18 protein-coding genes and 1 pseudogene are annotated in these 23,895 nt (G+C 50.8%); 9 read left to right on the forward strand and 10 right to left on the reverse strand.

The annotated features are described in order from the left end of the window. Window positions 1–19: 19 nt before the first annotated feature. From B1H58_RS09530 to B1H58_RS09540, 3 genes are all read left to right on the forward strand, one after another. Complete coding sequence (locus tag B1H58_RS09530; protein WP_085069756.1) at window positions 20–919, forward strand: manganese catalase family protein; 900 nt, start codon at window positions 20–22, stop codon at window positions 917–919. Window positions 920–1,026: 107 nt separating this feature from the next. Next, window positions 1,027–1,935 (forward strand): LysR family transcriptional regulator, encoded by a 909-nt coding sequence (locus B1H58_RS09535; RefSeq protein ID WP_085072277.1) that lies wholly within the window; start codon window positions 1,027–1,029, stop codon window positions 1,933–1,935. A gap of 93 nt (window positions 1,936–2,028) precedes the next feature. Next, entirely contained in the window at window positions 2,029–3,246 is a 1,218-nt protein-coding gene (locus B1H58_RS09540) for an MFS transporter (protein ID WP_085069758.1), read from the forward strand. A gap of 106 nt (window positions 3,247–3,352) precedes the next feature. Here the strand turns inward: B1H58_RS09540 and B1H58_RS09545 are convergent, their stop codons facing one another. The 10 genes from B1H58_RS09545 to tssF form a co-directional block, all read right to left on the reverse strand. Next, window positions 3,353–5,746 carry a glucose/quinate/shikimate family membrane-bound PQQ-dependent dehydrogenase gene (locus B1H58_RS09545; protein WP_085069760.1) on the reverse strand — a complete coding sequence of 798 codons (2,394 nt, stop codon included), beginning with the start codon at window positions 5,744–5,746 and terminating at the stop codon, window positions 3,353–3,355. Between the two features lie 350 nt (window positions 5,747–6,096). Further along, window positions 6,097–6,501, reverse strand: coding sequence for a hypothetical protein (locus B1H58_RS09550; RefSeq protein WP_085069762.1), 405 nt, complete (start codon window positions 6,499–6,501; stop codon window positions 6,097–6,099). Window positions 6,502–6,564: 63 nt separating this feature from the next. Beyond that, on the reverse strand, window positions 6,565–7,056 hold the full coding sequence (locus tag B1H58_RS09555; protein WP_085069764.1) for a DcrB-related protein: 492 nt from the start codon (window positions 7,054–7,056) through the stop codon (window positions 6,565–6,567). Window positions 7,057–7,076: 20 nt separating this feature from the next. Then, window positions 7,077–7,361, reverse strand: a complete 285-nt coding sequence (locus tag B1H58_RS21015; RefSeq protein ID WP_335671929.1) for an OmpA family protein — start codon at window positions 7,359–7,361, stop codon at window positions 7,077–7,079. After that, on the reverse strand, window positions 7,334–8,902 hold the full coding sequence (locus B1H58_RS09560; RefSeq protein ID WP_237172468.1) for a DotU family type IV/VI secretion system protein: 1,569 nt from the start codon (window positions 8,900–8,902) through the stop codon (window positions 7,334–7,336). Before B1H58_RS09560 ends, B1H58_RS21015 begins: the two co-directional genes overlap by 28 nt. Continuing rightward, window positions 8,896–10,260 carry a UDP-N-acetylglucosamine-transferase gene (locus B1H58_RS09565; protein WP_237172469.1) on the reverse strand — a complete coding sequence of 455 codons (1,365 nt, stop codon included), beginning with the start codon at window positions 10,258–10,260 and terminating at the stop codon, window positions 8,896–8,898. Before B1H58_RS09565 ends, B1H58_RS09560 begins: the two co-directional genes overlap by 7 nt. A 12-nt stretch (window positions 10,261–10,272) precedes the next feature. Further along, window positions 10,273–11,259 carry a fimbrial protein gene (locus B1H58_RS09570; RefSeq protein ID WP_085069766.1) on the reverse strand — a complete coding sequence of 329 codons (987 nt, stop codon included), beginning with the start codon at window positions 11,257–11,259 and terminating at the stop codon, window positions 10,273–10,275. A 3-nt stretch (window positions 11,260–11,262) separates the two neighbouring features. Continuing rightward, window positions 11,263–12,339, reverse strand: coding sequence for a type VI secretion system protein TssA (locus B1H58_RS09575; RefSeq protein ID WP_085069768.1), 1,077 nt, complete (start codon window positions 12,337–12,339; stop codon window positions 11,263–11,265). Between the two features lie 51 nt (window positions 12,340–12,390). Next, entirely contained in the window at window positions 12,391–13,392 is a 1,002-nt protein-coding gene (gene tssG / locus B1H58_RS09580) for a type VI secretion system baseplate subunit TssG (protein ID WP_085069770.1), read from the reverse strand. After that, window positions 13,389–15,269 (reverse strand): type VI secretion system baseplate subunit TssF, encoded by a 1,881-nt coding sequence (gene tssF, locus B1H58_RS09585; protein ID WP_085069772.1) that lies wholly within the window; start codon window positions 15,267–15,269, stop codon window positions 13,389–13,391. The genes tssG and tssF overlap by 4 nt, the downstream gene beginning before the upstream one ends. A 470-nt stretch (window positions 15,270–15,739) precedes the next feature. Here tssF and tssH point away from each other — a divergent pair. The 6 genes and pseudogenes from tssH to tssB all read left to right on the forward strand — a co-directional run. After that, window positions 15,740–18,325: pseudogene (gene tssH, locus B1H58_RS09590) on the forward strand (type VI secretion system ATPase TssH); the annotation flags it as partial. Window positions 18,326–18,524: 199 nt separating this feature from the next. Next, a complete protein-coding gene (locus B1H58_RS09595; RefSeq protein WP_085069776.1) occupies window positions 18,525–19,079 on the forward strand; it encodes a fimbrial protein in 555 nt (184 codons plus the stop codon). Between the two features lie 101 nt (window positions 19,080–19,180). Further along, window positions 19,181–19,954: a fimbria/pilus periplasmic chaperone gene (locus B1H58_RS09600; protein WP_085069778.1), complete on the forward strand. Its 774-nt coding sequence runs from the start codon at window positions 19,181–19,183 to the stop codon at window positions 19,952–19,954. A 163-nt stretch (window positions 19,955–20,117) separates the two neighbouring features. Beyond that, the gene (locus B1H58_RS09605; RefSeq protein WP_237172470.1) at window positions 20,118–22,685 is read left to right on the forward strand and encodes a fimbria/pilus outer membrane usher protein; all 2,568 of its coding nucleotides are present in this window, start codon (window positions 20,118–20,120) and stop codon (window positions 22,683–22,685) included. Further along, window positions 22,676–23,263, forward strand: a complete 588-nt coding sequence (locus tag B1H58_RS09610; protein WP_085069782.1) for a fimbrial protein — start codon at window positions 22,676–22,678, stop codon at window positions 23,261–23,263. The genes B1H58_RS09605 and B1H58_RS09610 overlap by 10 nt, the downstream gene beginning before the upstream one ends. A gap of 89 nt (window positions 23,264–23,352) precedes the next feature. Next, the gene (gene tssB, locus B1H58_RS09615; RefSeq protein ID WP_085069784.1) at window positions 23,353–23,880 is read left to right on the forward strand and encodes a type VI secretion system contractile sheath small subunit; all 528 of its coding nucleotides are present in this window, start codon (window positions 23,353–23,355) and stop codon (window positions 23,878–23,880) included. Window positions 23,881–23,895: the final 15 nt, after the last annotated feature.

Below are 23,895 nucleotides of genomic sequence, written 5' to 3' on the forward strand. Positions count from 1 at the left end.
CTCTATAAAGGAGTGAGCAATGTTTAGACATGTCAAACAATTGCAGTACACGGTACGTGTAGCTGAACCTAACCCAGGGTTGGCAAACCTGCTGCTTGAACAGTTTGGTGGTCCCCAGGGTGAGCTTGCCGCCGCCTGCCGTTATTTTACCCAGGGTCTGGGCGATGACGATGCCGGACGCAAAGATATGCTCCTGGATATCGCAACGGAAGAGCTGAGCCATCTTGAGATTATCGGTTCTCTGGTAGGGATGCTGAACAAAGGCGCAAAAGGCGCGCTGGCTGAAGGAACCGAACAGGAAGCTGAGCTTTATCGTTCATTAACCGGCAACGGTAACGATAGTCATATCACTGCGTTGTTATACGGTGGTGGGCCGCCGCTGACAAACTCTGCTGGCGTACCCTGGACCGCAGCCTATATTGATACCATCGGCGAAGTCACCGCCGACCTGCGCTCCAATATCGCCGCAGAAGCGCGTGCAAAAATCATCTATGAACGACTGATCAACCTGACGGACGATCCAGGCGTAAAAGATGCGCTGGGCTTCCTGATGACGCGCGAAGTGGCGCACCAGATCTCTTTTGAGAAAGCGCTCTATTCGATTCGTAACAACTTCCCGCCAGGCAAACTGCCGCCGATTGAGAAGTATGCCAATACTTACTTCAATATGTCTGAAGGCGGTGATGTACGCGGTAGCTGGAACTCGGATGAGAACTTTGATTACGTCGCGAATCCTCAGCCAGCGGTTGACGGCGGCGACGGTCTGGCATCAGTGATGCTGTCGGAGCAGGAAAAAGCCATGCTTGAAAGCATGGCGCTGCGTACCCGTTCTAACCCGGACATTGATCCTACCACCGGGGCAGAACTGGGGTCACAGCAATTAACTGACGACGCGCAAAACCTTACGCCGAAACAGTAAGCCTCTCCTGAGCCGCCTGCGGGCGGCTTAATTTTACTTGTTTTCTCCCACTGGTATTTTCCCCTTCTTTTTGTCAGGCTGTCCGTCACATGCTGACGGGGAACCTTATGCAACCGCTTGAAAATATTACCGCAATGATGGTGTTTGCCCGTGTGGTGGAAACCCAGAGTTTCACCGAGGCGGCAAATAGCCTTGGCCTGTCAAAATCTTTTATCAGCAAAGAGATCGCGCAACTGGAAATCCGGCTTGGCGTTAAGCTACTGGAGCGGACAACCCGGCGTATGGTGGTCACCGAAGTGGGACGCGCCTGGTATCAATTTTGCGCACGCGCCCTGCAGGAAGTGCAGGGCGCCGATGCGTTTATTCGCGATTATCATCAACAGCCCGCCGGTAATCTCAGCATTATTGCGCCAGTTAACTTTGGCCGACGCTGTATCGTGCCGTCGCTCAATGCGTTTGTTGCGCAGCATATTCATGTGCAGGTCGATCTTGATCTGACCGATCGGCCCGTGGATTTGCAACAGGAACGCTACGATTTGGCGGTTGTCGTCGGGCAGACGCCGCCGGCTGCGAATTTTCATCAGCTTACGCAAATTGAATGGGGACTGTTCGCCGCCCCCGATTATCCTGTAGCGCAAACGCCTGTCAGCCATCCGCAGCAGCTGCCGCGCCATGACTATCTGCTTTTTCGTGGTGCAGCGCATACTCTCTCTTTGCCGTTTCGCCAGGGCAAGCAGAAGCTCAATATTGATGTTCATAGCCGTTTTCGCATCAATAACAGCGAGGCGCTGCTCAGCGCAGCCATTGCCGGAGCCGGTATTGCTTATCTTCCCTGCTATATCACTCACGAAGCGCAACAGCAGCGGCAGCTGGTTCGCCTGCTGCCTGACTGGCAGATGGATGATTATTACAGCTACCTGGTGGTACGTCAGTCTGCACGCCCGCGCGCGCTGGTAGCAATGTTTTGTCAGCAACTACAGGCCGCGCTGGCATCTGATCATTGTTTCTCAGCGTAGACAAAAACAGGCGACTGGAGAACTCTCTGCGCTACCGTCGGGATAATGCCTGGGCTTTGCTAGCATGGCTGCCTGACGATAAGGAGAAGAAAAATGGGCAGTTCTCAATGTAATGAGCCAGAGGCGGCGCAATACTGGCGACGTAATTTGTGGGTATGTATGGTCGGTTCTTTTACCACGCTGGTGGCGATGACGCTGCTGCTGCCTTTTCTGCCGCTCTATGTAGCGGAGCTGGGCGTGAGCGATCCGGCGGCGATTGCCCGTTGGTCTGGTCTGGCGTATGGCGCAACGTTTTTTACCGCTGCGCTGACCGCACCGCTGTGGGGGCGGCTGGCAGATCGCTACGGGCGCAAGCTGATGCTGATCCGCGCCAGCTTAGGGATGGCGGTGGCAATGGCGCTAATTGGAATGGCGGAAGCGCCCTGGCAACTGGTGGCGCTGCGTCTGTTGGCGGGATTGCTGGGCGGCTATGCTTCTGGCTCGACCATTCTTATTGCCTCACAAACGCCAAAGGCTCATACCGGCTGGGCGCTGGGCATGCTCTCATCAGGCATTATGGCGGGCAACGTGACTGGACCGTTAATCGGTGGTTTTTTACCGCCGCTGATTGGCATCCGTGCAACCTTCTGGCTGGCGGGAGCAGTGATCTTTTTTGCTTTTCTTGCCACCTGTCTGTTATTGAAAGAGGCACCGCGACCAGCGATATCGCAGCGCTCGCAGACAGCTGGCGGGTTTACTCTGCGCAGCGGCATTCTTCCGCTGATGCTGCTGACCGGGATGCTGTTGATCTTCGCTAATATGTCCGTGGAGCCGATCATCACGCTTTACGTAGCGCAATTTGTTGATCAGGCTGAGCGGGTCACGTGGGTGGCGGGCGTCGTGATGGCGATGGCAGCGTTAGGCAGCATTATTTCAGCGGCCTGGCTGGGGCGGTTAGCGGATCGCATCGGCCACTGGCCAGTGCTGATTGGCGGGCTGTTTGCCGCCGCATTACTGTTGATCCCGCAGGCGTTTATTACCAGCGCCTGGCAGTTAGTGGTGTTGCGCTTTTTGATGGGCATAGCGCTGGGCGGGCTGTTGCCCTGCATTGCCAGCCTGATACGGCATCATGTCGCTAATGAGCAGGTGGGCAGAACGCTGGGCTGGTCCACTTCGGCGCAATATGTGGGGCAGGTTTGCGGGCCATTGTTCGGCGGCATGGTCGGCGGCTGGCTGGGCATGCGGGTGGTTTTTCTGGCTACCGGCGCGATTATGGCCGCAGGCGCGCTCTGTAACCTGTACCAGATGCGCAGGGCAGGAAGAAAAGCATAAGCGTTTGCGGCGCGCTATAGATTGCTATGGCTTTTCTGGCGATCGTGCCGCAGGCATAAAAAAACCCCGGCGTCAGGCCGGGGTTTTGTCAGCGTTGCGGGGCAGATTATTTCTGATCCGGCAGCGCGTAGGCAATGATGTAATCACCCAGTTTGGTGCCAAAAGAACCGTGGCCACCAGCAGAAATCACCACGTACTGTTTGCCGTTGGCTTCATAGGTCATTGGCGTTGCCTGACCACCAGCCGGCAGACGGCCTTCCCACAGTTTCTCACCGGTATTGGTGCTGAAAGCGCGCAGGTAGTTATCCGCTGTCGCTGCGATGAAGAATACGTGACCTGCCGTGGTTACCGGGCCGCCCAACATCGGCATACCCATTTTGAACGGCAGAGGAACCGGCGCGCTATCGCGAACGGTACCGATACGTTTTTTCCACACCACTTCGTTGGTTTTCAGATCCAGCGCGGAGATATAACCCCAGGCTGGCTGTTTGCACGGCAGGCCAATCGGAGAAAGGAACGGATTCAGTTCCACACCAAAAGGTACGCCATACTGCGGCTGAATACCGGTTTCGGTGCCTGAACCGCCTTTACCATCGGCTGGCGGCTCCATCGGGTTACCTGGACCACGTGGAATCAGCTTAGAAACAAACGGCAGCGCCATTGGGTTAGCAATCGCGATCTGACGGTTAGGATCGACGGCGATACCACCCCATTCAAACATGCCAAGGTTGCCCGGGAATACCAGGGTACCCTGTTCAGACGGCGGCGTGAACGGGCCTTCATAGCGCAGACGATGGAAGATAACGCGGCACACCAGCTGATCGAACATGGTGGCGCCCCACATATCTTTGCCCGACAGGTTATCTTTCGGACGGAACGTCAGCTCTGAGTAAGGCTGGGTTGGCGACAGGCGATCGCCTTTAGCCGGACCTTGCGGAACCGGGGTTTCCGGCGCAGGCACAACCAGCTCACCGTTGCGGCGATCCAGCACAAAGATGTTACCGGTCTTGGCAGGCGCGTAAATAACCGGAACGGTATTGCCATCTTTATCGGTAATGTCAGCCAGCGTCGGCTGGGACGGCAGATCCATATCCCACAGGTCATGGTGAACGGTCTGATAAGACCATGCCAGCTTACCGGTAGTGGCGTTCAGAGCCAGAACGGTGTTGGCGTAACGCTCCTGTTCCGGCGTACGGTGACCACCCCAGATATCCGGCGTGGAGACGCCCATCGGCAGGTAAACCAGATCCAGTTTGGCGTCATAAACCGCAGGCGCCCAGGAGTTAGGTGAGTTCGGTACGAAGGTTTTACCGTCTGCCGGGATGGCATTAGGATCTTTCGCGCCCGGATCGAACACCCAGAGCAGCGCGCCGGTATTCACGTCAAAGCCGCGGATAACGCCTGACGCTTCATGCGTGGAGTAGTTATCGGTTACCGCGCCCGCGACCACAATGACTTTATCAGTGATAACTGGCGGAGAGGTTGGCTCATAGGAACCCGGCGTAGAGACTGACTGTTTGTGCTGCAGATCCAGCTCGCCGTTGTTAGCGAAGTCCGGACAGCGTTTGCCAGTTTCAGCATCCAGCGCGAACAGACGACCATCGTTTACCGGCAGGATAATGCGGCGTGCGCACAGTGCAGGCGCAGCAGTACCCGCATCAGCAGCAGCAGGGGTTTCATGATAAGAAACGCCACGGCAGGTGATGTGCTGGAAAGTTGGGTTTGACTTCAAACCTGGATCAAATTTCCATTTCTCTTTACCGGTCGTAGCATCCAGAGCAAACAGGATCTGGTGTGCAGTACACAGGTAAAGGGTGTCGCGGACTTTAATCGGCGTCACTTCATTGGTGATTTCACCCGGATCGTTCGGCGTTTTCAGGTCGCCGGTACGGAAGGTCCAGGCTACCTGCAGATCTTTTACGTTCTTCTCGTTGATTTGGGTCAGCGGAGAATAACGGGTACCTGCCTGATCGCGGCCATAGGCCGGCCAGTCGCCCGGTGGGATCGAGGTATCAGCCGCAGCCGGTGCAGTTTGTGCGGAGGCTGGCAGGGTGCCGTTGATCTCCTGCGGATCGTTAAACACCGCCCATGCCAGCACAATAACGCTGACAGCCAGGCTCAGACCCATCAGGGAAGCGCCTGCTTTGCTACCGTGAGTCGGCGTAATGCCGCGATAGACAAACGGCAACAGCAGCCAGATACCAAAAATAACCCAAACATCGGTACGCGGTGCCAGGGCCCAGAAGTCGAAACCGGCTTCCCATACTGACCAGGCTACCGTACCGAGCAGCAGCAGCGCGTAAACCACCAGCGCGGCGCTGTGACGGCGATATAACAGAAAGGCCGTTACCAGCATCGCAATACCGCTAATAACGTAGTACCAGCTACCACCTATTGTGGAGAGCCAAAGCCCGCCAATCAGCAAATACGCGCCGCAAAGCACAGCGAATAATACGGTGAGAAGCCGTATCACGCGTAAAGATGAGGAGTCTTTCCCCATAATTTAGTCCTCTTGAGTGTTGCCATAAACCTAAGTAAACAACCAGCCTGGTTGTATACCAGCAGATAAAGTACGGGTGTTCAGTGTTCCTGATAGCGCTCTTCTGTGAGCTAAATGTTCCTGATGCGTTAAATTTTATATGAATAAGCGTTACAAGTTTCGACTTTTTTGGCAGAAATTATGATCCGCTGCTTTTTATATAGCAGCTGCTACTGATCCTGGGGCAAAAAATAGCCACGAGAATCTACTTATGGCGTAAAAAACGCGCTATTCCCGCCACCGGATAACGATTAACCGCATAGTGCCAGGCCACGCCGGAATAAACTGCGGCGGTAAGGAAAAAACGTTATTTATTCTTCATGAGGCGAGTAGAGCGCCAACTGATAAATGAGCGCTGATCGGAAGATAAAATGGCCCTCCAGCCAGTCAGGGCGGCTGCGGGCAAGACTGACTATTTGTAGCTCGTTCCCCTGACGACGCGCCAAACGCGACTGTACCAGGTAGTGATAATAAACATCGCTAATAAACAGGCTGAAATTGCGACGATAGCCGTGAAAAAACAGCCTCAGACATAGACTGCCCGGCACAATATCCTCATGCAGGGTCATGCCGGCGCGTAATGATAATTTCGCGTTAGGCTTATGACGCGGGCCTGATATCGCGGCGAGAAGCGCTGCGGTAATCTCAGGCGGAAAGAGTGATTGAAAGTGATAAATATAAAAACTCTCCAAGAACAACGTTTTCACCAGGAACAAGGAAAACCAGAACTTCGGACGAAATTCTGGTTTTAGAGGCGGGATTGTTACAATGGGGCTGCGTTAGCTTTCCGCAGCAAGAGGGGCGTCAGCCGGAATAAAGCTATTAATAATGCGAACATAATGTTTACGCTGCGCTTCGGTGAAATCATTATTGGTAGCGAGAGTGAAGACTATCAGTTTACGTGAGTGCGGATTAAGTCGCGGATGCCAGGGCAGCGTCACAATTGACGATACCTGCCGAACCCATGCACCATCTTCAAGAAATTTATTGGCGGTTTGCAGTACAGGCAGCTTTGCCGGGCCAATCTCATGTTTCAGGTTTTTCCCCTCCACCTCAAAACCAGGGACAAATCGTTTCATTTTATCCCATTGCTTTTCGCAAAAATCATCTACTGTCTGATCCTGTTCCAGCGTGGCGCGGTTAATCAAAATATTATAGGGATTATGATCGTCGTCCATAAAGCGAAGGATATTAATTGACTGATCCTCCTGTGGGTCGAATGTCATGAAACTCCCTTCGTTAAGCGGATAGGTCACAGGTTTTGTGCTCATAGGTGACTCTCTCTTATTCCTTAATGGTGTTGTACAGGTAGCGGAATGATTTCAACGCGGCGGTTCTGTGCGCGTCCTTCCTGGGTATCGTTACTGGCTACTGGACGGGAGTTACCCGCGCCTTCAATAATAAAATGGCTGGCGGGCAAACCGGTCTGCTCTGTCAGCCAGTCCCGAATCTTCCTGGCGCGTTCGGTTGATAACGACAGGTTTATGGCGGCGGATCCGGTATCGTCCGAGTGACCGATGATGAGGTACTTCTGTTGCGGCGCGTCCTTTATTTTGGGAACCAGCCCTGCCAGTATTTCTTCATGCCCGGCCTCAAATTGCTGCTGCCGCTTTCAAACAGCGGCGCTGTGCCGGAAAGGGTGAATAATGCTGCGTCAGCACTCTCTTCATGCTCCCTCATTAACGTTTTTAACGGCGTTATCCGGCTGAGGTGAGCCAGAATGTCGACGATGTTCCGTTTGCCATAGTAATAAAAACCCGTCATCAGGCAGGCAAGGATCGCCAGTAGCGCGACAATACCGGGCCACTTTCTACGGACCGGCGATAGTGCGATCGCTGGTGGACGTTCAGGCGCAGCTTCTGGTTCTTGTTCCTGTTCGATGAGCGGTAGCAACGGAATTGCGGGTAGCGGCGGCATGGAAATGGATGTCGACAAACCCGGCAGGATCCCGTATTTCTCCGCGAGCCAGATCCACCAGGCACCATGGCGAGTGAATCCTTGTCCATGGTCGGCAAGGAGGACGCCTGCCAGATCGATCTGCGTGCTGTCGAACAGGTTTTGCAACACACTCATGATTCGCTTTTCCGCCAGCCAGGCGATGAGTGTGCAGGCCAGGGCATGGCGCTGAATCGCGTAGAGATCGCTGCCGTCATCGCGGGCGTCAAGCTCGGTAATCAGGTTAACAAGACGCGATTCCAGCTTGAGGTGGCAGTCAGGCGACGCTGTCAGTCCGCCTGTCCAGATAGCCCTGTCCGGATCATGAGGATAACGTTGCTGGCTTAGTCGTGTATAAAGCCCAAGCAGACAAGGTAAATGCTCCGGCAATCGGTTTGATGAAAAAGCGTATTGCCACGCCGTGATTTGTTCAATCATGACGCTGCTGTTTTCTAAACCATCCGCCAGTAGCGGAAAGAAGGCCAGCGTTGTTACCGTATCGTGGCTTTTTTTCACATGCTCCAGTCGGCTGCTCAGCGTGCTGACGTGTTCAGCAACAACCCAGACGATACTGTTGTCGCTACTGGAAGAGAGATTGGCCTGGCTAAACCACTTCCCGGCGAACGGTCCAATAATAAAGACCATCAAGCGGGGAGAACCTGCATCGCCGTGTTGTACGATCCACGACCCTGGTTCTTCTGCTGATGAGCGTAATGGAACGCGCGCGCGCGAAAAATAGCGAGCCCGCCAGGCGGTACGCAATGCAATGAGCGTTTCGGTTCGTCCTTCCATTTGTATCAGCAGCATTAACAGCTTCCACGCGTAACGAAATATCACATCGCTGTCAGTATTGAGCAGAGCGTCCAGCTGGGCGGAGAGCGTGAGGTTTTCTTCACTTTCGGTGTAACCGTAAAAGTAATGCACCAGTGAATAACGTTGCCAGGAAAGAGAGTTATGTTGCTCATTACTGGTGAGCCGTTTATCGAAATAACAACATAGCGCGCGGCAGAGCGATTCACTCTCTGCTTGTGTCTGGCCTTCCGTCAGTAGCGCCTTATTAAATTGCTCGATGAGCAAGATCAGTTTGAGCTGAAAGTCCGCAGCGGAGGGGATGATCCCGTCAAAGGAGAGAAGTGTATCGATGCCCGTCAGCCTGCAAAAAAGGGTTTCGCTTTTCACCATGTTTTCTCCGTGACGTTGCCCCAGCCCGAGGTATCTGACCACGGGCATATTCGAATAACAGCAGGCCTGTCAATGCTGGCGGTTTTAAACTCAAGTAAAAGCGTAGGGACATTATCGGCCGATTCGGTGCGTAACGTTTCCAGCTCCCGGGGTTCCAGCGTGCGCTTATACAGCAGAATATTCTGCGTGTTATAAACACTGAGATGCAGATTGCTCATCCCGGTTTCATCGGTCTCATAATCTGACGCGTTCAGCGTGATGGATTTTTTGTAGTAGGCGTACTGCCGGTTAAGCCATTCCGTTTCGTCGGCAGGCGGCGTAGCAAAGAAATTAATTTTTTCGCTATCCATGACTTCAGGCAAAACCGTTCTTCTTTGCAGGCAGATACCAGCCTGATATTCAAACTGTCGCAGGGTTCTCTGATTGCCAGGCGTGTAAGGGGCGAGGCTGGCGACAGATTCTTTCTCTTCAAGTCCTAACAGGGTCCTGACCCGTTTTTTCGAAATCAGGTCTCTTTCCCACCATGCTTTTTCGACTTTGCCCTGATCCTTTGCCTGATTATTGTGATCGCCCCAGACTTTGCTGTGTTCTTTACGCTGGTAGTAATGCCAGAGCAGCGGCTTATGGGGATGATAAACGTCGTAACCGTGAGTGAATGCACGGACCGCCATGGCTATCTCTTCTCCGGCGAAGAATATCTGTGGATCGTTGGGTACCGTCTTTACAAAATCGCCGAGAGTGAAGATGAACCCGCCAGCCAGATAGCTACCGCGTACCGGTACCCCGGCCTGAAACGGCGTAGAGCTAAACATCGGAATGCCTTGCGCGTCGTATTCACGGAAAATCAGACGGCTGACATAGGTCTTTTTACTGGCCTCTTCGTCATCCCCTGGCTTGTAAGCCGGGGGGTAAGAGGAGATGACCGGGCGGGGAGACTCCGCCTGGAGCTGGCGCAGCATGGAGATCATTTCATTATCCCAGTCAGGAATAAAACGGCAGTGAGAATCTATCTGCAGGAAATAGCGCTCATTTTCGAACAGCGTCTCCGCCAGGCTGCGCGCCCAGCATGCCCCCTGGCTGGTATAATAGTGGACGCTGATCACATCAATGCGGGCCTGGTTATGGCGAAACATCAATACTTCGCGTCCTTTGACGACCCGGCTTCCCAGTGGCGTAAATCCGGCCTGTTCGAAAACCTCAGGCATTTCGTTGTCCTGCCAGCAAATCGCAATATGCAGATTTTCCGGATGTGCAGCATGGCGCAACATATCCCTGAGTGTCGGCAACAGTTCCGGGTCGCGATAGCTGGCGATGCTGATAAAAATTGTCGCTGGGTTATCCATATTTCCCTGATCCATTAATTATTCCGTTTACTGAATATCAAAAACGATTTCTGCTTTCGCGGTGAAAACGCCGCCAGCGGGCTTGGCGGTATTACCTGGAATTAACGTGGCTTCCCATGAGAATTCGGCAGGGCCCTGGCTGGTGATATTGCTCTTTTGCTCGTAAGTGGTGCCGTCGACTTTCATTAACTGCTTGTTACCGTCGGTAATGCGGATCCTCAGCCTGTCTTTATTGCCGGCCGCATCTTCGACCCGGATATAGCTGCCGTCTGAAGAGGGGGTGTCGGTGATTATTGAGGCTTTGGCTGAATAGGTGCCATAGTCGCTCTTACACACAATGGCGAAATCTATATTGCGGGTCACGCCTGCGCTTAGCAGCGTGGGCGTCACGGTATTAAAATCGACGGTTTTGGCATTATCGGTAGTACACGCCGGGGTGCTGATTATTTTCATCTCGCCAATAGTCAGACTGGTGGTGAAATTGGCTAGATTGTCATTCAGCATGTAGCTGTAGGCGATTAGACCTGGAGGTAGCACGGTATCGCCCGTTGGGTTATTCAGGCGTATTCTGCCGGTTTTAAAAAACTGGATGCGGTAGAACGTTTGCTCGGGAACATCCAGTGTGCCTACTGTCGCACCGTTATTAAAATGCAGATGACTGGTGGACGGAAAGTTACCAAAGGCCGAGCCATTGCTGAATAATAGCTTAATGCCAATACCGGAAATATTGGTCTGGTAGATCTTGGTGGTCGGATCCTGACCCAACAGATTCACTACGCGCTTTCCATATTCTGTATTTTCAATACAGTCCTTGTAGCTAATTTTGCTTCCTACCGTCGGGCTGTCGTACTGAGCGATAGGCTTCGTGGTATTGATCTCTTCATCAGAGGATATGGTGATCACCTTTGAGGTAATAGCGAGCGGCGTCGGCTGACCGAGGTAAAGCGTACAGACGGCCTGGGCGCCAGGCGATATCAATATCGTGGAAAGCAGAGCGATAGCGAGCCTTATCATCTTTTATTCCTTCTCTTGACTCAGAATGGTGACGATTTCAGGGGGATACATCTTTAAGAGTTCGGCGAAATTTTTCCCAATGCTCTCCTCTGCGTACCTCAAAACCGGAATGAGCGGGCTACTGGGTTCGGTCATTGCGAACCAGCTGCGAACTTCTTGCAGCCGGTGTAGCGCATCGGTGCGGTTGTTAATGCCCTTGCGGGTTTCCGGGGACGCCGAAGGAAGATCACAACTGACCGGTAGGGTCTCAACGGGAGGTGGCACGACATGGGGTACAGGAGCAGAAAGTCCCTCTTGTGTGGGGATTTCCGGTAAGGTATCCGCACTGAGATCTGCCGCCGGCGCTGTGCTGCCGAATTCACTGGAAAACATGGCAAGAATATTTTCCAGCACGTTCAGTTCTGGCACTTCATCCTCAAGCGTTGCGGCAAGTATTTTTTTTATCTCCTGCAAGAAGAAATGCGCCTGAGTAAGTGGGCGAATGGCGTCCCGTGCGTTGAGATGCCATTCGTGCACTAATGCGGCGATTGTCGCATCCGACAGAGCGCCTTCTTCCCGGGGAACCTGATGCGCCTTTTCAAACTCCTTTACGCTGATTTGTAAGCCGGCGGCTCTCGGAAGCGGCTGGTTGCGTAAATCCGCCAGCAGTCCATTAATATCCTCCAGTTCGGCGAATGCGTTCGCCCGCAATATAGGGGCGAACTCTCCCTCGTCCAGCAGTTGGGGATGGAGATCGTCTGGCCAGGTCTTCAGCAGGGCGTGGAGGACTTCAGTACCTTCCGCCAGCGCAGGCAGGCCAATCTTACGCAATCGACAGCGCATCAGGATAACCAGCAGTCTGATATCCTTGCTTTTTTGCAGCAGGGCAAGGCAGCTTTGCTCTATTTCCGTCCAGTTAATGGGTTCTGCCGCTTCGACGAAGCTGCCATATTCGGCTCCCAGTTTTGGTTGGATCCGGGATTGCAGCATGATAAATGCTGGATCGTAATCCAGACTTTCGCCGCAGGGGGCATCCTCTGTGATTGGCTGCATGACATGCTGGTAATAATCTGAACAGCTCAGGCCTGGTATATGATTCATCACGTTTTATTTTTTATCCCTGTTGTCGGTATCCTTAATTCGGCGCGATTGTTAGCGATGATACGTTTCCGGTTCAAAGCTCATACCGTAAACCGGCGAATCGCACGTCTCTCGCTCTAGCCAACTGGCGTAACCAAGCTGATGATTACCATCGAGCGTGGCGCGCGGTACTTGATCGGGTGCCAGGATTAACTGGACATCCCAGGCATACTCGAAACCGATAAAGCTGCGCACCAGTTCACGAAGTACAGACATGTCGCGACCCCATGGGCTGAAAAGCATGTACTGAGAGAGGGAAAGCGGTCCCATTAACAATTTGAATTTGTGCTGCCTGTCGAGCACGGTACTGCCGAGGATTGCGCCGTCGCCCAGTAAAGATGCGTAGCAGTCATCGCCAAGCGCGGTTTGATCTTTGCTTTCCAGGAAAATCCATTGCAGTTCAAACTCTTTCATTTGAACAGGAACGTTGAAGTAGTACTGCATAGCGCCCAGCAGGCCGTCCGGATTACGGGCTTCACGAACCAAATGCGCAGAAGAGGCCAGCCTGGCATGAACCGGAAGCGGTTCTGGATCCAGCTCAGCGGGATCCAGCCCTACCAGGCTACCGACATAAAATGAAAAACGTTCGTCGTCTTTACGATCCAGCGAGGCAGTATCCTGCGATAAAAACCAGGCACGATAGAACAGGCTAAGCGCCCGATGGTGAAAGATATCCACGAAGTCGATTAGCGTGTGGTCGTGTTGTTCATAGCGTGAGTAGGCCAGCTCAGAAAGATGAAGCGGCATCGCCCCTTGCGCGCCCCAAACCCCCAATCCGAACAACTGAAGCTTAATGTTGTCATCCTGCTGGCTGATGGCGGCTATCTCGCGCGGCGAGAAGACCATGCTTGCTACCTGCCCAAGGCGGAAGCGCTCCTGAGAAGGCAACGTGGCCTTACCCGGCGGTGGCAAAGTCGGTGTACGGGCGGCAATTGTTCGCATGATGCTGATGAAACCTGCCTCCCATGGAACCTGAGTATCAAACCAGGCTTCCAGCCCATCAGGTTTTGTCATAACGCCCCCCGTCTGCCCGGGCGCGCTTTCCAGCGCGCGATCAACCCGCGTTGCATGGAATGCAGTTCAGTTTCCGTAAACACGTTAATGGAGGCATGGCGCGCCAGATAGTTTTCCATCACCAGGCCAAATAAATAGGGACTTATGCCGGAGAAACCCTCTTCGTCCACGGTCAGGCTACAGTTTACTCCGCGTCCGTAGACCAGCAATCCATCGTCCGCCAGGCGGCGTACTACTGGCTTGGTCTGGCATCCTACCAGGCTGTTAATTTGTTCGATGGGTTCAGGATCAGCGGCGCTGGTGAACAGCATTAGCATATTACGCAGCGACTCGCCGCCCTGAGCGTGTTCCATATCCGAGAGCGGCAGATAATTAAAGCTCAGCTGGCGGATCAGCCTCCATGCGGACTCACCCACGGATAAGGGAGGTTGTGGAGCGCTGGGCGCGCTGACAAAACGCGCGCCATGAATAGGGACGGAATCCGACATGGTGAGATCGAAGTTGCCGGTATTGGTGAGAAGACGAGGCAAATCGCGGTTAGTGACCATCGCATCGACCAACAGATAGCGGATATGTTCGCCATAGGGCGCTTCTTGCTGGTCAACCAGCGAGATGAAAATTTCGGTGCCGCTGTAAGGTGTTCGGGTGTCATATTTGCGGCCGGTGGTCTCTTTCGCGCGCATCTCTCGCTTAACCGAGAAGTAACGCCCAAAATTGCCCATATCGCTATGACGAGTTTGATAAAGCGGATTAAATACTAACTCTTCGCTGGTTTCCGCCTGCAGACCCAATACTTTGTTTACGGAAAAAACTTCATAGTCGAGAGAACGGCTGCGATCGGGAACAATATGGAAATAATTCAATGCCCGATTGATCTCAATGCGGTCCACTCGTTTTGGAAACAGGTTAATGACCGGGGTACAAAAAAGTAAAAAACGCGAAGCGTCGAGGTGAACGGTAAGATCCTGCGGCAATTTAGTTAGCAGAATAATGACTTCTACTTCGTTAGTGTTGTTTTGTTCCAGCGCAGCGGAGAGCTGAGTGAGAGAGAAAAAATAAAAACGCGCACGGCATGCAATATACTCCTGAATTAATGTATGACCGTGAAACATATTCCATTGCAGCGGTAACAGGCTTTGATCAGGCGCCAGACCTTCGAATTTTAACGGTTGATGGCTGATGACATGGTGCTGTAGTTTATTTTGTTCTCCGCTACGTACTACCGTTGCGATATGGCTGCCGTGAAGCAGCTCAAAGGTATGTGAAACAATACGTTCATCTCCCTGAATATAAACTGGAAGTTCATCCAGACCTTTCAGGCTGGAGAACAGCAGATCACCCTGCAGTTTCAATTTCATGCGTAGTGCGCCTTTTAACTGGTGGCGCTTGATACGATAATGTTCAAGGTCAGGTATATCAGGAGGAACCGAGGTTAGTCTGACTTCTGTCAGCTCCAGCGGCCATAATGTCACATCCTGGTTATTTCTAAATTCGCAGCGAGTCATTTCACCGGGCAGTATACGGCTGTAAAATGCACTCTGTTTAGGAATGAGATAGCCATTCGTTAAATCGCCTTCACTCAGATCTGGCTTTAGTTGCACGACCCCCATTGAGGGTGTTGGCGAGTTATAGTTGGGATAGACGATATCAAGCAAGCGCTGGGTAAATTTGGGGAATTCAGCGTCGAGCTTTATCTGCGTCCTGGCAGATAAAAAGCAAAAAGCTTCTATTAACCGTTCAACATAAGGATCGGCAATATCGATGCCGTTCATTCCCAGGCGCCCGGCAATCTTAGGGTGGCGAGCAGCAAACTCGTGCGCCATTTCCCTAATGAAAGTCAGTTCCCGATTGTAGTAGTCCAGAAAATTGTGTTCCACTTGGCATCCTGTAATTATCGGAGAGTTAAATCTAACTGAAGATAATGCTTAGAAGCGGGAGAAGCGGGAATATCATGCGGTTCTCATCGAGCTTCTTTTCCTCTCTTTATTAACGTCATTCTAAAAGTAAAAATTATTTTTTTGACATGCATATTAATTGCTTTTGCTAATTTAGGAATATTTCTCGGGCTGCATTCTTAAAAATAGATATTTTTGTTATGAAAATCTTTTCTGTGCCGGTCAAATGATAGGAATGTCTCTCGAGCAATATTCTTAAAAAACAGGTTTTCTGTGTTTGGGGGTTTTATTTACCAGTAAAATAAATAAAATGACTAACAGTTGGCCTGGTAGTCGAGTTATTCATCTTATTTATTAATATATAAAAGTAGGGTGTTCTTATCCCTTATCCATGAGGGCAGGTGGATGAGCACGGCAATCAAATTTCGAATTAAAACAGGGCAGATTTTATTGTGGCAATAACCAGAAAAAATCTATTTAACAAGCTCAACACTATCTTGTTTAAAAGTGTAGAAAGTGCAACAACACTGTGTAAATTACGTGGCAATCCTTATGTTGAGCTGGTGCATTGGTTAAATCAATTATATCAGCAGCAAGACAGTGATGTTAAGCATATTATTCGATATTTCGAAATCGACGCTGAAATGCTGGAACGCGATTTTGCGCAGGCATTAACTCGCCTGCCAACAGGAGCCAGTTCAATATCTGATTTTTCTTATCATATAGAATTAGCGATTGAACGCTCCTGGGTATTCGCCAGCCTTGAATGCCATGCTGGTTGCATTCGCAGCAGCCATTTGTTGATGGCGATGCTTACCACAATGGAATTACGGCGCGCGCTTTTCGCTATATCTCCGTTATTTGAAAAAATCCCGCTGGAACAATTAAATAAAGACCTTGGCTATATCGTCCGCGATTCTGCTGAACAAAGCGACCTGGCAGGCGATGCGGTGATAACTGGTGAAACGGGGATCCCCGGCGAGGCCAGTAATGCCATGGGATCCTCTCTGAATGGCGGTGGTTTGGCCCAATTTTCGACAGATCTCACCGCGCTGGCGCGGGAAGGAAAAATCGATCCCGTACTGGGACGCGATAAAGAGATCAATACCATGGTAGATATCCTGTTGCGTCGCCGGCAGAACAATCCATTACTGACGGGGGAGGCCGGGGTAGGTAAGACCGCTGTAGTCGAAGGGCTGGCGTTGGCTATCGCGGCGGGCGAGGTTCCTCCCTCTCTGCAGAAAGTTCGTTTGTTGACGCTTGATGTGGTGGCGCTCTCGGCGGGTGCCAGTATGAAAGGCGAATTTGAGGCGCGCCTTAAGTCAGTCCTGGAAGAGGCTGTCGGCTCCGCAGAACCGGTAATTCTGTTTATTGATGAAATCCATACATTAGTGGGCGCGGGCGGCAATGCCGGAACGGGCGATGCGGCGAATTTGATGAAACCCATGCTGGCGCGTGGTCAATTGCGCACCATCGGCGCGACGACCTGGGGTGAATTCAAACGCCATATTGAAAAGGATCCGGCCTTGACCCGCCGCTTTCAGGTGTTGCAGGTAGAAGAACCTTCAGAAGAGCTGGCTATCGCAATGGTGCGCGGTTTGCTGCCGGTACTTGAGAAACACCATGGCGTCTGGATCATGGATGAGGCCGTCCGGGCTGCTGTCCGGCTTTCTCATCGCTATATTCCGGCTCGTCAATTGCCTGATAAAGCGATAAGTCTGCTGGATACTGCCTGTGCCAGGGTAGCGGTAGCACAGCACACGCCTCCGACGGAGCTACAAATGCTGAAGTTCCGCAGTCAGTCCGCACAGGCTGAACTATCGCTCCTTGAAAAGGCGATAGGTTTCGGAAAAGAGGACGAGCAGCGCCTTACGCCAATCCAGAGCATGATTACGGAACATGCGGAAGAGGCGAAAATCCTCGAGCGTCGTTGGACGCAAGAGTCTGAACTGGTTGCCAGTATTAATGATACGCGTCGGCAACTTCTGTCCGCCACGACAGAAGAATCAGGTGTACCAGAGCAAGAGACCGTGGCCTCTTTACAGACCCGACTTAACGAACTTGAGGCGACACTGAGCGAAATACGCGGCGAACAGCCGCTGGTTCAGGCGGAGGTTAATGCCGCAGTAGTAGCCTCAATTGTGGCTAACTGGACGGGTATACCTGTAGGGCAGGTACTGAAAGATGATGTCAGCACAGTCATGGAGCTGCCGCAGCGCCTGTCAGAACGGGTCATTGGCCAGCCGTATGCATTGACCTGTTTAAGTCAGAGTATTCAGACTGCGCGCGCTGGCCTTGCCGACCCGCAAAAACCGTTTGGCGTCTTTTTGCTGGTGGGGCCGTCCGGCGTTGGTAAAACCGAAACCGCGCTGGCGATTGCAGATCAGCTTTATGGCGGCGAACAGAATCTTATCACCATCAACATGAGTGAATATCAGGAAGCGCATACGGTTTCTTCACTGAAAGGTTCTCCACCGGGTTATGTAGGTTACGGTGAAGGTGGTGTTTTAACCGAGGCGGTACGCCGTAAACCTTATAGTGTGATTTTGCTGGATGAAGTGGAAAAAGCGCATCCGGATGTTCATGAACTCTTTTTCCAGGTCTTTGATAAAGGAACGATGGAAGATGGCGAAGGCAGGCAGATAGATTTCCGTAACACCATTATTCTGCTTACCAGTAATACCGGCAGCGATATTATTAGCAGTGCTTGTGCTGATCCTGAAACCATGCCGGATGAAGAGAGCTTATTAACGATATTACAGCCTTCATTGTTAAAAGTTTTTCCGGCAGCATTTTTGGGGAGGGTGACGGTAATACCTTATTTGCCGTTATCTGTTTCTTCATTGCAACATATTGTGAATATTCATTTGAGTCGTATCGCAGCACGTGCGAAGGTCAATTATGACATTGCGCTAACGTTTAGCGATGAGTTGGTTCAGCATATTGTAGAGCAATGTCCAGTAGCAGAAACAGGTGCAAGAATGCTGATTAGGTTTATTGAGAAAAATATTCTTCCTGAAATCGGCAGGACTGTTCTTAATATGGCAGGAGAAAATTTTTCTAAAAATAAAAATTTTGCTATGCATGTAGTCCTGTCACATAGCAAGGATGTCGTAATTATTAGAAACACGGAGGAAATGGCAACAGACTAATTGTTAAGAACACAGGGCATAAATGGAGATGATAGCAGTCTCCTTTTACTTAACGTTAAATAAAAAGCATATAAGGAATTATCACATGCGTAATATAAAACTGACACTATGTGCAATGGCGTTGGCGGCTACATCTGCTTCTGCGCTGGCTGAAGGTGAAGCAACCACGGCAGTGACTCAGGGTACCGTAACCTTTAATGGTGAGTTGATTTCTGAAACCTGCAATATTGCCACTGACTCCCGTAACCGTGAGGTACAGCTGCCGAAAATATCCACTCAGACTTTGAAGATTGCTGGCGCGACCGCAGGTTCAAAAGGTTTCGACCTGAATGTTACCGATTGCCCGCAGGGTATCAGCAGGGTGGCAGCGCATTTCGAAGCGATCGGTTCTAGTGGTGTGAATAGCGCTACCGGTAACCTGACTAATCAATACAACGGAACCGAAACTAAGGCGAGAAATGTAGAGGTTCGTTTGTACAACTCTGACGAACAGCCCCTGAAACTGGGCGAAACGGGTCAAGCGTTCCCCGTCAACAGCGGCAATGCGACCATGCGTTACTATGGCGGTTACTACGCGACAGATGCCACCACTGCGGGTAGGGTAACCGCGCAGGCGAAATATACTCTGGCTTATCCATAATTGTTGGTTTTTAGCTTAAAGCAGGGCGAGTAATCGCCCTTTTATTAAAAAACTTTGTTGCTATTTAATCTGATGGGATGTCATACATGCAGGGTAGCGCTATGAAATATCAATATGCGATTATTTTAAAATTAATCACTGCTTTTGTTTCTCTGGTATTTATAACACAGAGCGCTTTTGCTGGCATGACGATTTCCGGAACCCGTATTATTTTCCCAGGGAATGTGCGCGAAAAAAACGTAAGAACAACCAATAAAGACTCTGTACCATTGCTGGTCCAGGTATGGGTTGATGATGGCGGCAAAAATGATGATATCAATAGCATAAAAGCACCGTTTACTGTCACACCTCCGATTTACCGCGTCGAGCCAGGTAAAGGGCAGAGTGTTCGCCTTATTTATAATGGTATGAGTCTTCCTCAAGACCGTGAATCCGTGTTTTGGTTTAATTTACTGGAAATACCGCCGGAAAATGAAACAGTGAAGGATTTTGATCGTCTTGAACTGGCATTCAGAACGCGTATTAAAATTTTCTATCGCCCGTCAGCACTGAAAAGCGGCAGTATTCAGGAAGTTGAAAAGCTGAAATGGGAATTTATTCGTCCTGCCAGGGGAATTAAAGTCATCAATCCGACGCCTTATTATATTTCATTCTATTCGGCTTATATTACATCAGGTAGTACAAAGTCTCCGCTGGCTGTCGATATGATTCCTCCTTTTGGCAGCAAAGAAATGTTAGTTGATAGTAAGACATCTCGACCAGCAACTATTGACAGCGTCACGGTTCGCCTGATTAGCGATTATGGCAGCATTGCAGAATATCAACTGGTTCCGAAGTCAGCCAGCGAATTAATGATAAGTACGCTACCCAAATAAACGCACCAGAAATTTTTTGCAGGCTGAAATAGCTTTTATTTGAGGTCAGGAAACGGAGTTTTTTGCTCAGGGAGGCGGGAAAGTGAAACCAAAAGAAACCAGGAAATACGCACAGCGAGTAATACGCGAATCGAAGATTACGTACGCTATCCGACGTACCTTCATGGCTTCTTTAGTTTTAATCGCGAGATTTTCGATATTCGCTTACGGCAGCGCCAACGCTTTACCTGTCAGGACAGACCCGGGCATACGTACAGAAACTGTAAAATTTAATAGTTCTTTTATTCATGGACAGAGTGTGGACGTTTCCCGCTTCTATAACGGCAATCCAGCGCCTGTTGGCAAGTATGCGATACAGGTTTCCGTTAACGGAGAGAGTCGTGGACAACACAACGTGTTGTTCAGATCGGTAGAGAATGACATTAGCGCACAACCCTGCTTTACGAAGAACGAACTGACCAGCCTGGGTATAAAGTATTCCGTCGAACCATCATCGACGGTACCTGAAAAGCAAGAGCAAAATAAAGAAGAAAATATTCAATGCGCCACGATTGATAAATGGATTGCGGGTGCCAGGGCTAACTATATGGCCGGCGATTTTTACCTTGATCTGATTGTTCCTCAGGCCTGGCTTATACGGTATCCACGCGGTTATACCGATCCCAACTCCTGGGATTCAGGCATAACAGCGGCATTGTTCGACTATAACGGAAACTTTTATGTCCAGCAGAATTCAGGCAGCTTTTTCAGTAATGAAGACCGCTCCGTCAACGGCAACTTTGCAATGATGGCCGGGCTAAATTTTTACGACTGGCGTCTGCGTAAGCGGCTTAATACTAACTGGAGCAGCGGTAGCTCGAAGCATACAGAGTCGTTGTTTACCTATCTTCAGCGTGATGTTCCGACGCTGAGAAGTCAGTTGACCCTGGGTGACAGCACAACCAGCGGCGCTCTCTTCGACAGCCTGACCGTACGCGGCATTCAGTTGCAGTCAGACGATCGTATGTTGCCAGACGGGCTTCGCTATTACACTCCGCTGATACGCGGCATCGCTGAAACGAATGCCAGGGTTCAGGTCACGCAACGTGGAAAGATCCTCTATGAAACCACCGTTCCGGCAGGGCCATTTGAACTGAGCGATATTGGTGCGATGGGCTATGGCGGCGACTTGCAGGCGACGATTATTGAGGCGGATGGCCGCCAGCGAACACACGTTGTGCCTTTCTCGGCGCCGCCCATGTTGCTGCATGATGGTGTTTCCCGTTTTGGCGTTACTGTGGGTAAAGTGCAGGACAGTTCGTTGTCTGAAAAGCCGAGCCTGGCGCAGCTCTTCTGGCAGTATGGTTTGGGTAATATGTACACGCTATATGGCGGTGGGCAGTTGTCCGAAAATTACACCGCCGCTGGAATAGGTAACGCTTTCAACACACCGTTAGGTGGCGTATCGATGGATGTTATCCGTGCGTATAGCGAACCGGGGAAGGGGAAATCCTCCTCAGGAAACAGCTACAACATTAGTTTCAGTAAGTATCTCGATACAACCGCGACAGATGTCACGCTGGCCGCCTGGCGTTATTCCTCTAAGGGGTTTTTCAGTCTGAGGGATGCGATGCTGGAGCGTTATGGCGCAAGAGCCGACGATTATATGGTGGACTATCGGACCCGCCAGCGCTTTACCGTCAGCGTAGGTCAGCCGCTCTGGAATGGCGGAAGAGTGAATTTTTCCGGTAATTTTTACCAGTACTGGAAAGATCGTTCGGCGACCAGCCAATATATGCTCTCCTATAACAAATCCGAGCGCAATTTTTCCTGGTCGGTTGCCGCTTCGCGGGCCTATAACGGCAACGGACACAATGTAAACAGCGTTATGTTCTCCATCAGCGTACCTCTTGACCGCAGCAATATGATTGATAAACCGGTTTTTAACACGATGTATTCTACCGTTTATCATGATAACGACGGTCGCAGCGCGTTGCAGGTTAACGCTATTGGCAGCCAGGGCGAGCAGAATGAGTTGAGCTACGGCGTTGGTAGCGCAGTAAGCAAATCGAAGAATAACGTAACGAACAGCACTTTTAACGGCAACATCAACTATAGCTCGCCGGTCGGGCAGTTTGGTTCGACAGTAGCGGTGGGCAACAAATCGAGCCAGTTATCGTTTTCAGCAAACGGCAGCCTGGTGGCGCACAATGGCGGCATCACCGCCGGGCCGCGATTGGGGGATAATCCCTTTGCGTTAGTGGAGGCGCCGGGTGCCGAAGGTGCCAGGATGTTGAATGGTTATGGCTCGCAAATCGATGCTAATGGTTATGCCATCGTGCCGTCGCTGACGCCATATCGTAAGAATACCATTGCGGTGAACACACAGGGCCTTCCGGACACAGTTGATGTTCTGGAGAACGAAAGCTCTGTTATCCCTCGCACGGGTGCGGCGATTAAGGTCAATGTAAAAACGCAGGTGGGCGAACCTGTTGTGTTAATTGTCAAAGATTCGAAGGGTAAACCGTTACCGATTGGCTCGGATATCTACGATGAACGCAATAACAGTCTTGGTATTATTGGCCAGGGTGGAATGGCGTTTATTCGTGGATGGCAGGCAGAGAAAAATAACCTGTATGTTAAAAACGCCAACGGTCAGCGCCTCTGTACTATTTATTCTAATGCTAATGTTACCCGGAAAATTATGGAAGCAATGGGGCTTGTTACTCAGGTAGGAGTGTTATGTCAATAATTACAGTCACCACGGCGAACTATAAATATCTTCGTACCTTATTATATGCAACCCTGGCTAGCGGCATATTCATTTTCTCGTCCCAGGCTTGTATAACCGATTGCTCGATAGATTTGAATTTTACCGGTATCTATACAGATGAAACCTGCGAAGTTATGATAAATAATGACAGCAATAATGAGATAATAATGTTACCCCGAATGTCAACCGCATCGCTGCAAAATAATGGCAGTGAAGCTGGCAGTGTACCGTTTGATATTACGCTAAAGAATTGCCCTGCAAGCCGCACAGTGACTGTTTTCTTCGATAGCAGCGTCACTGCTGCGGATAATGAAACAGGTAATTTAGTGAACCGTACCGGAGTAACTTATAGCGACAATGTGCAGATCAGATTAAGAAAGGAAAATAGTTCGCAGGTTATTATTGATGATGCCAGTTCAGGGCAGGATTATGTTATTTCTTCTGCGGCTGATCCAATAAGTCACAAATTTACAGCGAGCTATTATGCAAAAGGGGACGCGGCCGTAACTGCCGGGAAGGTTTATGCGATAGCAGGCGTCGAGCTTGTTTATAAATAAAGGGGGGCTGGGCTGGCTGATTATATTAAGTTAACCATCAAACGAACAACAATTTATCCATGAACGGTTATTAAAGAGTATTGACTACTATGAGCAAAAGCAATTCACAGAAATTTATCGCACGTAATCGTGCTCCGCGCGTACAAATTGAGTACGACGTGGAAATTTATGGCAGTGAAAAGAAAATTGAACTGCCATTTGTCATGGGGGTTCTGGCCGATCTGTCGGGTAAACCGTTAGAGCCATTGCCGCCGATTGCTGACAGAAAATTCCTTAGCATCGATATCGATAACTTTGATGAGCGTATGAAAGCGATGCGTCCGCGCGTGGCATTTGCAGTACCCAACACGCTAACAGGAGAAGGTCAGCTAATGGTCGATATGACTTTTGAAAGTATGGATGATTTTTCTCCAGACGCTATCGCGCGCAAAGTCGATTCTTTAGCGCAGATGCTGGAGGCCCGTACTCAACTGGCTAACCTCCAGACCTATATGGATGGTAAAGCTGGTGCGGAAAGTCTGGTCATGAAAGTACTGAATGACAAATCGCTGCTGAATACGTTGGCTTCAGCGCCGAAGCCGAAACAGGCTGATGAAGCCACGTCCCAAAAAAATTGATGTAGAGAGAGAACT

The organism is Pantoea alhagi, from assembly GCF_002101395.1.
GTDB classification, from domain to species: Bacteria; Pseudomonadota; Gammaproteobacteria; order Enterobacterales; family Enterobacteriaceae; genus Mixta; species Mixta alhagi.